At 60.7% G+C, this 12,815-nt stretch carries 19 protein-coding genes; 10 read left to right on the top strand and 9 right to left on the bottom strand.

Features of this window, described 5'->3' with window-relative positions:
* Positions 1–383: 383 nt before the first annotated feature.
* Complete coding sequence (locus tag KBY99_RS03045; protein ID WP_254997253.1) at positions 384–593, top strand: hypothetical protein; 210 nt, start codon at positions 384–386, stop codon at positions 591–593.
* A gap of 274 nt (positions 594–867) precedes the next feature.
* Positions 868–1,095, top strand: a complete 228-nt coding sequence (locus tag KBY99_RS03040) for a hypothetical protein (protein WP_254997250.1) — start codon at positions 868–870, stop codon at positions 1,093–1,095.
* Positions 1,096–1,793: 698 nt separating this feature from the next.
* On the opposite strand, the gene KBY99_RS03035 is transcribed toward KBY99_RS03040, so the two are convergent.
* Complete coding sequence (locus KBY99_RS03035; RefSeq protein ID WP_254997248.1) at positions 1,794–2,075, bottom strand: hypothetical protein; 282 nt, start codon at positions 2,073–2,075, stop codon at positions 1,794–1,796.
* 359 nt (positions 2,076–2,434) lie between these two features.
* Between KBY99_RS03035 and KBY99_RS03030 the strand changes: the two genes are divergently transcribed.
* Entirely contained in the window at positions 2,435–2,731 is a 297-nt protein-coding gene (locus KBY99_RS03030) for an SAM-dependent methyltransferase (protein ID WP_254997247.1), read from the top strand.
* Between the two features lie 829 nt (positions 2,732–3,560).
* Positions 3,561–3,695 carry a hypothetical protein gene (locus KBY99_RS03025; protein ID WP_254997246.1) on the top strand — a complete coding sequence of 45 codons (135 nt, stop codon included), beginning with the start codon at positions 3,561–3,563 and terminating at the stop codon, positions 3,693–3,695.
* Positions 3,696–3,984: 289 nt separating this feature from the next.
* On the opposite strand, the gene KBY99_RS03020 is transcribed toward KBY99_RS03025, so the two are convergent.
* From KBY99_RS03020 to KBY99_RS02990, 7 genes are all read right to left on the bottom strand, one after another.
* Positions 3,985–5,043, bottom strand: a complete 1,059-nt coding sequence (locus KBY99_RS03020; RefSeq protein ID WP_254997245.1) for a type III polyketide synthase — start codon at positions 5,041–5,043, stop codon at positions 3,985–3,987.
* A gap of 6 nt (positions 5,044–5,049) precedes the next feature.
* Positions 5,050–6,204, bottom strand: a complete 1,155-nt coding sequence (locus KBY99_RS03015) for an NAD(P)/FAD-dependent oxidoreductase (RefSeq protein ID WP_254997243.1) — start codon at positions 6,202–6,204, stop codon at positions 5,050–5,052.
* A gap of 10 nt (positions 6,205–6,214) precedes the next feature.
* Positions 6,215–6,895: a methyltransferase domain-containing protein gene (locus KBY99_RS03010; protein WP_254997240.1), complete on the bottom strand. Its 681-nt coding sequence runs from the start codon at positions 6,893–6,895 to the stop codon at positions 6,215–6,217.
* A gap of 192 nt (positions 6,896–7,087) precedes the next feature.
* Positions 7,088–7,324, bottom strand: coding sequence for a high light inducible protein (locus KBY99_RS03005; RefSeq protein WP_254997238.1), 237 nt, complete (start codon positions 7,322–7,324; stop codon positions 7,088–7,090).
* Positions 7,325–7,498: 174 nt separating this feature from the next.
* The gene (locus KBY99_RS03000; RefSeq protein ID WP_254933204.1) at positions 7,499–7,642 is read right to left on the bottom strand and encodes a chlorophyll a/b-binding protein; all 144 of its coding nucleotides are present in this window, start codon (positions 7,640–7,642) and stop codon (positions 7,499–7,501) included.
* Positions 7,643–7,789: 147 nt separating this feature from the next.
* Positions 7,790–8,515, bottom strand: a complete 726-nt coding sequence (locus KBY99_RS02995; RefSeq protein ID WP_254997237.1) for a peroxiredoxin-like family protein — start codon at positions 8,513–8,515, stop codon at positions 7,790–7,792.
* Positions 8,512–8,745, bottom strand: coding sequence for a hypothetical protein (locus tag KBY99_RS02990; protein ID WP_254997236.1), 234 nt, complete (start codon positions 8,743–8,745; stop codon positions 8,512–8,514). The genes KBY99_RS02995 and KBY99_RS02990 overlap by 4 nt, the downstream gene beginning before the upstream one ends.
* 161 nt (positions 8,746–8,906) lie before the next feature.
* Between KBY99_RS02990 and KBY99_RS02985 the strand changes: the two genes are divergently transcribed.
* Genes KBY99_RS02985 through KBY99_RS02970 form a run of 4 tightly spaced genes read left to right on the top strand, consistent with a single transcriptional unit; the run spans position 8,907 to position 10,109 of the window.
* Complete coding sequence (locus tag KBY99_RS02985) at positions 8,907–9,113, top strand: hypothetical protein (RefSeq protein ID WP_254997235.1); 207 nt, start codon at positions 8,907–8,909, stop codon at positions 9,111–9,113.
* A complete protein-coding gene (locus tag KBY99_RS02980) occupies positions 9,103–9,270 on the top strand; it encodes a hypothetical protein (protein WP_254997234.1) in 168 nt (55 codons plus the stop codon). The genes KBY99_RS02985 and KBY99_RS02980 overlap by 11 nt, the downstream gene beginning before the upstream one ends.
* A 30-nt stretch (positions 9,271–9,300) precedes the next feature.
* On the top strand, positions 9,301–9,411 hold the full coding sequence (locus tag KBY99_RS02975; protein ID WP_254997232.1) for a DUF1651 domain-containing protein: 111 nt from the start codon (positions 9,301–9,303) through the stop codon (positions 9,409–9,411).
* A 14-nt stretch (positions 9,412–9,425) separates the two neighbouring features.
* The gene (locus tag KBY99_RS02970) at positions 9,426–10,109 is read left to right on the top strand and encodes a cupin domain-containing protein (RefSeq protein ID WP_254997230.1); all 684 of its coding nucleotides are present in this window, start codon (positions 9,426–9,428) and stop codon (positions 10,107–10,109) included.
* Here KBY99_RS02970 and KBY99_RS02965 read toward each other — a convergent pair.
* The gene (locus tag KBY99_RS02965) at positions 10,098–10,655 is read right to left on the bottom strand and encodes a DUF924 family protein (protein ID WP_254997229.1); all 558 of its coding nucleotides are present in this window, start codon (positions 10,653–10,655) and stop codon (positions 10,098–10,100) included. The two genes, KBY99_RS02970 and KBY99_RS02965, sit on opposite strands and share 12 nt — an antisense overlap.
* Positions 10,656–10,780: 125 nt before the next feature.
* Here KBY99_RS02965 and KBY99_RS02960 point away from each other — a divergent pair, with 125 nt between their 5' ends.
* Positions 10,781–11,230, top strand: coding sequence for a CopD family protein (locus KBY99_RS02960; protein WP_254997227.1), 450 nt, complete (start codon positions 10,781–10,783; stop codon positions 11,228–11,230).
* Positions 11,231–12,305: 1,075 nt separating this feature from the next.
* Complete coding sequence (locus tag KBY99_RS02955) at positions 12,306–12,806, top strand: GNAT family N-acetyltransferase (RefSeq protein ID WP_254997226.1); 501 nt, start codon at positions 12,306–12,308, stop codon at positions 12,804–12,806.
* The last annotated feature ends 9 nt before the right edge of the window (positions 12,807–12,815 follow it).

The following is a 12,815-nucleotide window of genomic DNA, read 5'->3' as shown; positions in this document are numbered from 1 at the left end:
GGCGGCAGTGGCGTCTCAGACGTTTGTTCGGAGTCCATCGCCAAGTCTCCCTATTTTGTATAGGTTGCTTGATGAGTTCAAAACATAGGCCATCTCTGCATTCAACTGGCAGCGACCTATTACCGGAATCAGTTGCTTCGCCTCGATGCGATGACGAAGTGTGAACACATCATGATCTCTGGGGTGGGTTCAGGGCTGAAGGCGGCGCTATATGGTGACTCACTTTCTTACGAGCCCGCAGAGTTGTTCTTGCCAAGGAGGCTCTGGGCAACAAGTCTAAAAATGATGCGTTGGGCTGCCAATTGCTCTGGAATCTGAGGGCACAGAACGCCACAGGCGCCATCTGCCAGCGCAGGATCAGCTCAAACGGGTTCCTTGAACTGGTGACCTCAGGTGAAGATGAGGTACAACTCAGCGAGGTCGTCCACCGCTACGCCGAACGCAAAGGCGTTCAGGTTGGGGCGCTCCTGCGCCTCAACCTGATGCAGACCACTGGCTTCCGCTCTATCGGGGCTGGCTTGATGGCCATGGCCCCCGACATCAACAGTACGCTCGGTGGGAGCGGGATCCAGGCACTGGAGTGGGGCCGTTGAGACTTTCAGTCAGCACTGTTCACGATGACCCGCCATATCAGCAGGCCAACGGACAACAGATCGTGCCTATTGGCGGAGGTTCTTGACGGCATCGAGGGCTCCCATCTAGGTTATCGATGTAACAAGGATCGACCACGAAAAGCCAGATCAGTTCTGGGCTCGATAGCAGAACCGGTGGCACATCACCTCTGCTGCCCCTGCGTTCGGCAGCCTTGCTTTTCATCTCGGCTCCGCTGTTCCCAGTCCATCAGTCACACCAGCCACCCAATTTTTCATGAGCGATAGCACAGCATTCGAAGATGAATCCCTCCAGATTGTCGAAAGCGACAAAGACACGCAGGTGGTTCCGATGGTTCTGATCAGCCAGGAGCAACGCAATGCACTGATCGAGTACTTGGCAAAGATGCCCTATCAGGATGTGGCCGCCGGGATTAACTTCCTTCAAGAAGCCCCGATGGTTAATGTTAATATCAACGTACGCAAGGACAACGCCGAAGATTGAAGGCCAGGGGTGTGAACAGGGCACCCACCAAGGCAAGCGAACCGTTGTTGATCAGATCTGGTGTTAGGCCTAGATGCCATTGGGGATCCGGAAGCTTGGGGGCCAGGTGTTAACCAAAACGGCCGCCAGGTAGATCCCCAACAGCGCTAGTGAAATGGTCTCAAAAATACCGGCCAAGGAAGGATCGGGTTGGTGCGGGCAGGGAATTTAGATTGCATGCTGTAGGGCTGTTAGAAATAAAACGATGCTGGATCGGGTCAGTACAAGAAGGCCGATGGGTGCACACGGCTAAAACCATTGTTGTTTCCGCTGGGCTTAAAGGGCCTCAATAAAAGAAGTTCCTTTTTGCTGAAGTGAAATGAGCGCTTGTCTTTCCAATGGTGACCAATAGTACAAGGGTTGATGAGGTGATTTGAAGCACCTGCCTCGCCCGCAATCAAAAAGTTGACGCTGTAGAACTGACGCCTTTGCTGGCTTTGATGTGCATCCTCAGCTGGCGGCCGAAGCCGAAGGCAGCGGCGGCACCAAGAGCTGGCAGGGGGCCGGGAACGGCGGCGGGGGGGTGGAGATCAACTGGGATTGGGCATATACGGGGGCTTTGCCCACCACCGCTAATGTGGAAACAGGTGGGCTATACGGCGAGGAACTGGGGGCAATTACAGACACAAAACCAACACATAACGAAAAAGGAGGAAAAGCTAGAGGGAGACACGAATAATAAGAGTATTCACACCAAAAAAAGGACCCGTGGCCTGGTTCATACCCTCCAAGTTGGGATACCCAAAGCCCGCTCCCACGGCTTTGGCGAAGGATTGCGCCAGGGAAGCGTTGGTCCACCAAGGCATCACCGCACCATCGGCGGCCGTTGCAAATTTGTTGGTATTGTTGTTATGGCTTTCGGTAAATGTGCTCACATCCCAGTTCCCATATCCTGGCACATTCACTACCAAGGCCTTCGCCCAGCCGGCACTAATCGTCACCACCGCCGCTGAAGCCCCAAGAGCTGACTTAGCCAGCGATGCCCAGCAAAAATGGTGACAAGCAGAGTGCCTTCCCTTAGCACAGGATGATGATCGCAAGGGGAATGTGATTAAGCATCTGAGAAAATCCCACAGGAATCAGGCGATAGTCAGGAAATATGGCTTTAATTTTGTTTGCACTTCGCTGGTTTTCCGCCAGCGGTGAGCGTTCATCAGGGTTGGGTATCCCGATGTGAGAACCATTTCAGGATTCCACCCACCCATCCACACCCACATTTTCAGGACATCCTGGCGCCTTGTCGGACACCCCTGGACGGTCCCCTCGCTGAAAACCCCTCAACCATCAATGGGGTCGCTTCGTGAAGGTGCACCGCCGCAACCCGGCCAGCGACCTGGCGATCTATGGCGTGGAGAAGACTGATGAAACCGGGTGGCTCTGGCGCATGAACCTGGCGGTGCATGGCCTGGAAGGCCGCATCTTCAATGGCGGTGACTGCAATGGAGAGGCGTCATCTTTCCTGGCAGAGGGGGGACGGCCCAATCCAGCAAAAATTGGCACACACCCGCTTCTAAGATCCCTTCCCTTGCGCCGCAGTGCTCAAACCTTACGTCTCCTAGGTAGGAAAAAATCTGCACAAAATCTCGGCCATGAATAGACGACGAGCCAATAAATTCAACGGGATGGTCGAAACCCTCAACAGGTGATTGTAGCTTAAGCGAGTGCCCAATGACTAGGTCAACTTCAGATGGTCTTATGTGGATTTCTGCGACTGACTGCTTTCCCATGATGGGAAACAGTCGCGAGACACTCAGGCGGCAGCGTCTCGCAGGTCTACTCAAACCCGGAATCCACTACAGACCAAAAGGTTTCAACCGTAACAGTCCCCATCAGTGGAATCTGGAGGCAATTGGTTCGTTCATGTCAAAGTGGGCCAGGGTTCGAAACTCGGAATCAACAAAGCCAGGCTAAATCAAAGAGCCTTTTTATTGACCAGTCTTTGTAAACTTTGCAGCACATGGTCATTAAGCTGATTCAAGCGAGACGATAACAACGGTGTCAGATTGGACTCGGTTGATCACCTTTGTAACTTGATCTTTGGCGCGTGCTCCTGAAACCTGCTGAACTGGAAGCCGCCATAGGCCTCGGGCAGATCCAGCAGGAATGTTAGACCTTGAGGCCGGATATGACAGCTCTCCAGATACGCCCTCGCCATCGCCGATGGGATCAGCTGTGGCCGCCACCGCGCCACACCCACCGGAGGGCGATCCGCCGCCAACACAACAAGGGCGACCAAGCCATGCCAATACATGTGTTCGCATCGCGCAAGAGGGCTATGCCTGTCCGTCTGAGCCGGCAAGCGGCTGAAGCTGGCGGGTCTGTGGAAGCCTCCATCGAGGCATGGCCCTATCTCGACGAGGTCGCCTGCTCAAGACCCGCAGCTGCAAGGTCTGCATGACCTGCCATTCGTCCGCCACCACGCCGGGGTGAACTGCATCCCCTTGCTCACCTGCCACCTACATCAGGGCCTGATCGCCCACGGCGAGCACCTCACCAGCCGCTGTCAGGGCTTGACGGACGACATGGTGCGCCAGCGGGGCTGGGCGCCTGAAGTGGCCTGAGCTGTAGGCCCATGCACGTCGGTGATCGCAAACGCGCGCCGCTCTCGCCCCAGGAGGGCCGGATCAGCGACGGTCGTCATGTCCTCCACCTCCAGCCGACCCGCGCTTGACCTGGCTGATGCCACCGCCACCCCCGTGGCACTGACCGCACCTGCTATTGGCTGAGGCAAACAGCCCGGCTGAGGCTTAACAGCCTGGCTAACGCCAAACCCAAACGGAATCTCCCCAGCCCCCTCGCAAGAGGGGGTTTTTTGTTGGCGGCCCTTTGATATATCCACCATCAGATGGACTACCGCCGCATAAGCAACGCCGCTTCAACAGTGAGCCCCGGGCCGAAACCCAGGGCCAGGCATGGCCCTTGGCCGGGCGTGGCGCGTAGTCGCTCCAGAATGAACAGAATCGTGGCTGAAGACATGTTGCCGAACTGGTGTAACACCTCGGTGGACAGATCAATTTGAGCCGGTTCCAACCCCGCGCTCTCCAGCACTGCCCTGAGAATGCGGGGGCCGCCGGGATGAACGGCCCAGGTTTCCACCTGCGGCAAGGCCAGGCCCTGGGTCGCCAGCCAGCACTCCAGCCATGGAACCAGGTTGGCCGCGATGCGACTGGGCACCTGGGGCGAGAGCACCATCGAAAAACCGTGATCCCCAATGATCCATCCCATCAGTTCTTCGCTGCCGGGAAGCACGGTCGAGGCTGAGCTGACCAGCTGCAATCCCTTGCTCCTGCTCGAGCCGTCCCCACCGCCTGCCGAACCCACCGCCACCACAGCACCGGCCCCATCGGCGAACAGGGAATTGGCCACGATGTGGTTCGGGTTCCAGCCCTCCTGCAGGTGAAGGCTGCACAACTCCACTGCACAGAGCAGCACGCAGGCACTGGGATCAGCCTCCACAAAGGCCCGTGCCACCCGCAGTCCGTTGAACGCCCCATGGCAACCCATGAAACCCACATGAGTTCTGGCCACATCCATGGCTAGTGGCAGGTTGGCGATTAAGGCGAGGTCGAAGCCAGGGGCGCCGAAGCCCGTGCATGAAACGGTGATTAAGTGGGTGATCGCGCTGGCCTCGATAGCGGCATCCTTAAGCGCTAGACGGGAAGCCTCTAGGGCGAGCTCAAGCGCTGCCGGTTGGTAGCGCCTCATCCGTTCAGCCGTTGAGGGGTTGCCGGAGTCAGGCAGGGGAATGCAGTGGCGGTGCATCACCCCCGAGCGCTGGTAGATCCTCTCCAGCAGGCGTTGTTGACGAGGGCTGGCGTTGCCCATCTGCGGTGCAAGGGCCAGGGCTTCATGCTGGCTGATGCGCCTTTGGGGCACCGCAGTGCCAAGACCAATCAAGGACAGGGGCATGATTGATCAGTCCGTCGAGCAGGGCAGGGCGGGCCGCTGCAGAAGCCCAATCATGGAGCCGGCGACCGAGGGGAAGCTCCCAGCCAGCCTGTGCAGCCCCCACCTGATCCTGGGGTGCCGCAAAACCACTGCCAGCACTCGGCATGATTTCTGCTTCTGTGCCACCCAGCGGCGGTGCAGGCGCCGCCACTCCGACTCAATTGCGCCATCCCAGTTCTCCAATCCGCGAAGCACTAGAGGCAGGGCAGCTAGTGAGGAGGTCAGGGCCCAGCCCATGCCTTCACCGGTGAAGGGCTCCACGTAGCCGGCGGCATCACCAAGCAGCAGCAGCCTGTGACCCGCAAGCGGAATTGTGTGACGACTGAGCGCTGCGGTGAGTTGCCAGGCTGATTCCTTAAGGCTAGGCAGAGTCGCAAAGCCCGCTTCTGCCAGGATTTTTTGGCAAAGCAGGGCCGCACCACCACCGGAGCCCAGCATGGGCCGATCGAAGGCACAGGCCAGGTTTATCTCCCCGCTCTCGACCCGCACCAGACCCACATAACCGCCATGGCCCACAGCCATTTGCAGCACACCCGGCGGCAGCTCGGCAGCTTCCCCTGGAAGTACGCACCCTGCGCCAATACGACTATGGGGCTCGATGCTGGTGCTGATCTCAGCCTCGTTATCGATGGCGCGGTGGCTGAGACCCGCCGCGATCAACACCACCTTGGCGCTGACACTCCACCTTGTAGTGCCTTTTTGCAGCACCACCTCCCGGTCTGGTTCTAAGCCGGTGGCGGCGGCGCCCAGTACGGCTCGGGTGCCCGTCATCACCGTGGCACCAACTGCAACAGCTGCTTCCAGCAAAGCCTGATCCAGGCGAGAGCGGGACAGGACCCGGCCAGCTCCCAGGGCGATCGGGCTCACCAGGCCAGCTACCCCCAGCTGCAGTCGCTCAAGGGGTAGGCCACCCTGGGCCGCCACTAGGTCGCCAAGTCCAGCTGTTTTAAGTGCTGCCAGGGCCTGGGGGCTGAGGCAGGCTCCACAGACTTTCCAGCGTGGAAAGTGGCGCTGCTCCACCAGCAAGACGCGCACGCCACGACAGGCCAGACCATGGGCTGCAAGGGCGCCGGCCGGTCCAGCACCCACTACCACCACATCCCAGCAAGGCGAAATATGCAACGGTCCGAGTTCAGGCGTTTGCTGCATTCCGACTCCAGGAGAGCAGGAAACGCTCGGGCCAGAACCGGGTGATCTGGGCACCCACCAGGCCAGCCGATGCGGCCAGCTGCGCCACCTCGTCGAGTTGAAAAGCACCACCCACCGAGAGTGGTCCATCTATGTGCACGATCGCTGAGCGACTCAGCAGCCGGGTGCCGATCCATGTGAGTAGCAGATCAATGGGGCTGCGGATTAGGTCGTGCACCAACAGCTGATTGAGGGTGGCGGCGGCCATAGAGCGCAGCAGGCTTTCTGCATCGGCTTCCGTGAGGTGATGCAGAAATAACGAGGTGGTGATTAGGTGATAACCGCCAGGAAGAGGGGAATTGATTGCGTCGGTTTGGAAGAAATGAGTCTCCAATCCCTCCGCCTCAGCTGCTGCACTTGCCAGGGAGACAGCTTCAGCGCTGATGTCGCAGCCATGCACCTCCAGATCAATCCCCTCCCGCTTGGCCATGCGACTGATGGCACGCACCGTGTCGCCCCCACCGCAGGCCACATCTAGGAGGCGCAACCGCCGCGCAGGATTCAGTTTTGCTAGTCGACGGATATCAGGAAAGAAGCAAGCAGCGCTGCGGGTCAATGCATTGATGCGAGCTAGACCAAGCAGTGCTTGCTGATGATCCAGAGGATCAAGTCCGGGCTGATCCATCAGCTCTGGCCTTAGCTGCCGCTGACCAAGCTGACTCCATAACTGGGGCAGGGGCACCTCAAGGGCAGCTTGGAGATCAGCAAGTTTTGGCTGCAAATTGTCCTGCTGCAATGCAATCTTTTCCCAACACTAAGATCCCAACATTAAGGTCGCAACTGAGAGCACTGAAGCCCAAAGGCACAGCTATTAAACTCAGAAACAGAAGGGAAGAAACTGGGTGCGGCAGGCAGCGTAACCGTCTATCAGCGCTCCGAGGCCGATTTGATGGGCGATACCAGAGCCCGTAAGCCCTTCTGTGATGATGCCAACCAAGATGCCCAACATTGCTGCTCGGCCGTTGAACATTTCAACGCGTTTGAGCTGTTCCAATAGAATCAATTCTTCGGCCCGATGCTTAAGCCATTCTCGGCCAGCCGGAGTGTTTGTCATTTTTTTGCAACGAAGAAGGAGGAATTTGGCTCAACGACGCTGAGAGTTACGGCTATCAGGATCTCGGGGTCAGATCAGTTGGGCGACTGAGCACGTAGGTGGTCATGCCACCGAGCACCACCACAAGGGCAATCACGGTGAATATTGCAGCTGTGTAATCGGTTTCCATGGTGATCAACCCAGGCCGATTTGGGAAAGGATGCCTTGGCCAGTGAGTAGCTCAGTGCCGAGGCCGATTACGAAACCGAGCATGGCTAGGCGACCATTCCAGGTTTCAGCAAACTCAACGAATCCGAAGCGGGAAGTAGAATCGGCCATGAGTGTTGCGGTTTGTTACGGCTAGTGTAACGCAATGTGGCGAGGGCCTGGCGGCGAGGGCCCGTGGGCTTCCACCGGATTCGGCGCTGTCTTTCTAAAGAGTTGTCTGTGCAGATAAGCAAAGGCAAAAAAAAGACAGGGAAATAATCAGGCGAGGTAAGGATCCAGGAAGCTGAGCGGCCTTGCCATGGATGCCGAAAAGCCGAGAATCCCTCGATCCTTGTAGCTGTAGAGCAGGGTGTCGTCGTCTTCCAGCAGGAAGGTGCCGCCGCGCTGGGTAAGAAAGTCGTCGCAGGGCACGTAGGTGCGCCAGTTGCCCAACACCTCGCTCATGTTGCGCAGCCGAACCGTGGCCAGTTCGAAGGGGCGCTGGAATCCGGTCCCGCCAGCCCGGGCAAAGAACGAACCTTTAATAGGTGGCAAGGGGCCGGCCTGGATGGTCTCCTCGTCGGCGATTCGCTGGGGAGCCGCTCGATCGCCCGTGTAGCCGCGCAGCACCTCGGCCAAGGTACCGGGGGAGCCGATGCCGGCGCACATCAAAAGCAGGTTGGGCCAGGGGCCGCCGATCTGCCGCAGACCTTCGTAGAGGCCCAGGGCACGGTGCAGCCGCGGGTCTGCATCCACCTGCAGTAGCTCGCGGGGAAAGCCTGTGAACTCGCAGAAGCGATCGGCTCCGGCAGCCTGGCCGATACCGATTGCCAGCACGGCGATCCCGGCAGTCTCCAGTTGCGGCAGGGCAGGAACCAGGGCTTGGGCGTATTCGAGGCTGTCGAAGTCGCCAAGTTGGCTGAGAACCACCACAAGGCGGCGCTTACCCCTTGCCATGACTGGAATCTGCTCAAGGCGCTCAAGCAGCACAGCGGGAGCTTTCATTGTTCTGTTGCCATCCCGGTTGCCATTGGAGCGGTTGTCAACGCCAGCTCGCTCACCAGCTCCATCCGGTCGGCCTCAGCGACCAGCCACACCATCTGCCGATGCAGCACCCTGGTCAACAGCACCAAGGCCCGCTGCTGGTCGCCTGAGCCCGGCTCCGCCAGCTCCCACAATTTGCTCAGCACCCCGATCAGTTCCTCGTGCTCTCGACAGAACTGATCAAGCTGCATGGCGGCGGTGACTCTGCTGACCAGTGTGGCTGGCGCCCAGCCGCCCACCCTGGCAGCACAGGCGTACGCATGTTTGTGGTGACATACCGCCAGTCCCCCTCTCCCGCCTAGAGCCCTCTCGCAAGGGGGAGATCGAGGACTGGCCTTGGTTGGATCAGGCGGTGCTCCGTTCCATCCGCAGCCGCAAGGTCTGTATGACCTGCCATTTCTTTCGGCATCACCCGGGGCCGAACTGCATCCCGCTGCTCACCTGCCACCTGCACCAGGGCCTGATCGCCCATGGCGAGCACCTCACCCACCGCTGCAGCGGCGGACAGAAGACCTGCACCGCCATCGGGGCTGGGCTCCTGAGGTGGCTTGAGCGGTAGAGCCAGCAACCGGCCGCCGCTGTCGCCCAAAGAGGCCTGGATCAGTGACGGTCGCAAGGTGCTGCACTTCCGGCCCAGCCGTTGGGATCGCTGGTCCAAGCGACTGGAGTTCACCGTGGGGGAGCTGCTGACAGATCAACCGGTGCCGCTGCTCTAGGCGCAGCCTTCCGCGCAGCGGTAGAAGCGGTTGGAGCTCAGCCGCGAGCAGGCCCTCAAGCTCTGGAGCGAGAAACGCAAACTGGGCTGGCAGCCCACAACGGCACAGTGGCGACCGCCCCAGGCACGAGCCCAGGACTGAGCTAAAGCAGTGTCATGGATCTCCACGCCGATCTCGACCAGCGCGTCACGCTGGACACCACTGCCCTGCCGTGGACGCCTTCCCCGATGGCCGGGGTGGAGCGGCGGATGCTGGATCGCCGCGGCGGTGAAGTAGCCCGCGCCACCTCGATCGTGCGTTACGCCCCCGGGAGTCGCTTTGAGCGCCACAGTCATAGCGGCGGCGAGGAGATCCTCGTTCTTGAGGGCACCTTTTCCGACGAGTTGGGGGACTATCCAGCCGGCACCTACCTGCGCAATCCGGTGGGCTCGAGCCATGCCCCCTTCAGTGAGCTGGGCTGCACGCTCCTGGTGAAGCTGCAGCAAATGCACCCAGCCGATCAGCAGCAGCTGGTGCTCGACACCACCGACGCGGCCTGGGTGCCGGGCCTGGTGAGCGGGCTGGAGGTGCTGCCGCTGCATGGCTTCGGCTCCGAGCACGTGGCACTGGTGCGCTGGGCGCCGGGCACACGGTTCCAGCCCCACAGCCACCCCGGCGGGGAAGAAATCTTCGTGCTGGATGGCGTGTTTCAGGACGAGCACGGCAGTTATCCGGCTGGCAGCTGGCTGCGCAATCCACCGGGCAGCGTGCACCGGCCCTGGAGTGAGGCGGGCTGCACGATCTGGGTCAAGACCGGCCACCTGCCAGCCGTCCAGGGGTCTGATGGTTCAGAAGCGTGAGCCTGGGGTCTGCAGAAAGGCCAGCTCTTCGGCGCTCGAAACTCGACCCAGGACGGCATTGCGGTGGGGGAAGCGGCCAAAGCGGGCGATCACATCACGGTGCCTACGCGCGAAATCGGCGGTGCGGGGGTCGGTGAGTTGCTTGAACAGCGGTAGCGCCGCCTCCTGCACCGCCAGGTCTTCGCTGTGCATGAGCGGCATCAGCCAGAACTGCCGCCGCGCCTGCTCTGCTTCGGCCACCAGCCAGCCCAGCTCCACCGCCTGCAGACTCAGCTCCAGAGCCTGACGATCACCAGCGAAGGCCATGGCGGTGTCGCGCCAGATCTGCCGCGGGAACTGATCGAGCAGCAGCACCAGCGCAAGGGCCGCGGTCGGCTCAGCACTCCAGGCGTCGAGCTCGCCGGCGATCGCCCGCCGGGTCAGCCCGAGGAAGCGTTCGCCCACCTGTGCGTCAAAGGCGAGGTCCTTGGCAAACCACTGGCGCGGCAGGGTTTCGCTGAACCAGAAGGCCAGAACCTGGCTGGCTTGTTCTCTGTGGCCTGGCATCAGAGCAGCGCCTGCACGCTGGCCACCTTGTCCTCCAGGGTCTGGTCCTTGTCGGTGCGGGTGTTGATCTTCACGTTCACCCCGCCGGATTGCTCCCATCGTGGAGGAGTTGCCCAGGAGCTGCCGTGTCCGCCTTCCCGCTGCTGGTGATCGTCCATGCCCTGGCCGCCACGGTGTGGACCGGCGGGCATCTGGTGCTCGATCTGGGAGTGCTACCGAGGGCTCTGCGGGCGCAGAGCGCGGCCCAGATCCGCGCCTTCGAGGAGGTCTTTGAGCCGCTGGGCCTGACGGCCCTGGCGATTCAGGTGGTGACCGGGCTCTGGATGAGCTGGATCTATCTCCCCGGCTTCCAGGGCCTGTTCAGCCCGGCCAACCCGATCGGGATGCTGGTGGGCGTCAAGCTGCTGCTGCTCGCCGGCACCGCCGCCCTGGCCGTTCATGCCCGGCTGCGGCTCATTCCAAACCTCACAGACGACAACCTGAGCGGCCTGGCCTGGCACATCCGTGGCATCACCGCCCTGGCGATCGCCTTCGTGGTGGTGGGTGCCCTGATCCGGCTGGGCGGCCTGGGCTGAGTGGAACACGGAGCGCAACAAAGCCCGGAGCGTGGGCCCCGGGCGTTTGCCTGCTCAGCTGTGTTGCCCGCGAGGACATCGGGGCGCAGCTGCGCGGTCGGTTGATCGTCAGATCACGTGAGTTTTGGATTGAGGGTCGGAGCTGCTGACGCTGGCACCTGGGGCCAGGGTTCAAATAGGGCTTCCTGTTGGGTCCGGGGCACCTGAGGCGAGGCCGTTAACGGTGCAATGGACGGCGGGGCTGTTGGATGAACAGACGTCACACGCAAGGGAAGCCAGAGATCCGTCAAGACTGTTGGAGCAGGGGCCGGATCGTCAGCGCACTCCTGGCAGCTGATGAGGGGGGCTGTCTTCCATCGATGGAGCCTCCGAATCGGGCAGCCTCACCTTCGGACGAAAAGAGGCTGGCGACAGGGATTTATGCACATTCGATGCTGCTCTTGATCTCCGGGGTTACGGGGCTTCACGAAGGTGGCGTCACCGAGGGTTGCTCTTCAACCGGTCGATGCGCAACAAGCGGCAAGGATGGATCCTGAAACCGCCCATCTCCATGCGGAAAGAGGAACACGGACGATCCCCTCTTGTTGCCAGAAAGGATTAGTTTGTGATTGAGGGGAAAGACCCCCAAGGTTCTCTCCTCAAAGCAATCCGGGTCAGTCCCCCGGGAGTCTCTGTTAAGGTGATTGATTGGAAACAGGCCCAACGTGGCACCGAATGGTTGCCACCCCAAGTGGACGAGTGAGCTATATGCTATTTCCAAGGTTTTGAAGTGTGAACGCTGGGCTGCATAACCCGGCCAGCAGTCGCTTCTGGGAAGGTCAAGCCCCGAGCATCTCTTCCCTGAGCCCTGACTGAACTCCTTGCCTGCCAGGCCCCAGACAGGTGATCCGTAGATAAAACGACACCTGACCGGATGGCATCCGAAATGCCAGGTTGTGCATCTGCGACCGGTGCTAAGGCGCCCCTACCGGGGGCGCCTTCTTTTGTGGCGACGTCATCCAGCCAGGGGCACGTGTCCGGCCGCTGGCACGGCAGAGACCATGATCCTGCTGCTGATCCATGCCTTCTGAACCCGGTGGCCTCGCCACTGCAGATCCGCCCATTCGAGTCGGCTGACTGGCCGGGCATATGGGTGTTGTTGGAGCCGGTGTTCCGCGCTGGAGAGACCTTCCCCCACGACCCGGCGATCACCGAGGCCGAGGCCCGGACCCTGTGGGTGGAGCAGAGCCAGGCGGTGTTGGTGGCCCTTGATGGCAACGGCACCGTGGTCGGCAGCTACTACCTGAGGCCCAACTCCCTGTGCCTCGGCGCCCATGTCGCCAATGCCGGCTATGTGGTGGCGGAGCACTGCCGCCGCGAGGGCATCGGCAGCCGCCTCTGCCAGCACTCCCTCCAGGCCGCCCGCCGGCTGGGGTTTCGAGCGATGCAGTTCAACCTGGTGGTCAGCACCAACACCGCTGGTCTGCGCTGCTGGCAACAGAACGGCTTCCAGCTGATCGGCATCCTGCCCGGCGCTTTTCGTCACCGACAGCTGGGTTATGTGGATGCGCTAGTGCTGTTTCAGAGCCTCGTCTGAACCTGGGCG

Origin of the sequence: Cyanobium sp. Maggiore-St4-Cus (genome assembly GCF_024345615.1) — a bacterium.
Taxonomy (GTDB): domain Bacteria; phylum Cyanobacteriota; class Cyanobacteriia; order PCC-6307; family Cyanobiaceae; genus Cyanobium_A; species Cyanobium_A usitatum.
Note: the sequence above shows the minus strand (reverse complement) of the source record. Positions and strands in the feature narration are given on the sequence as shown.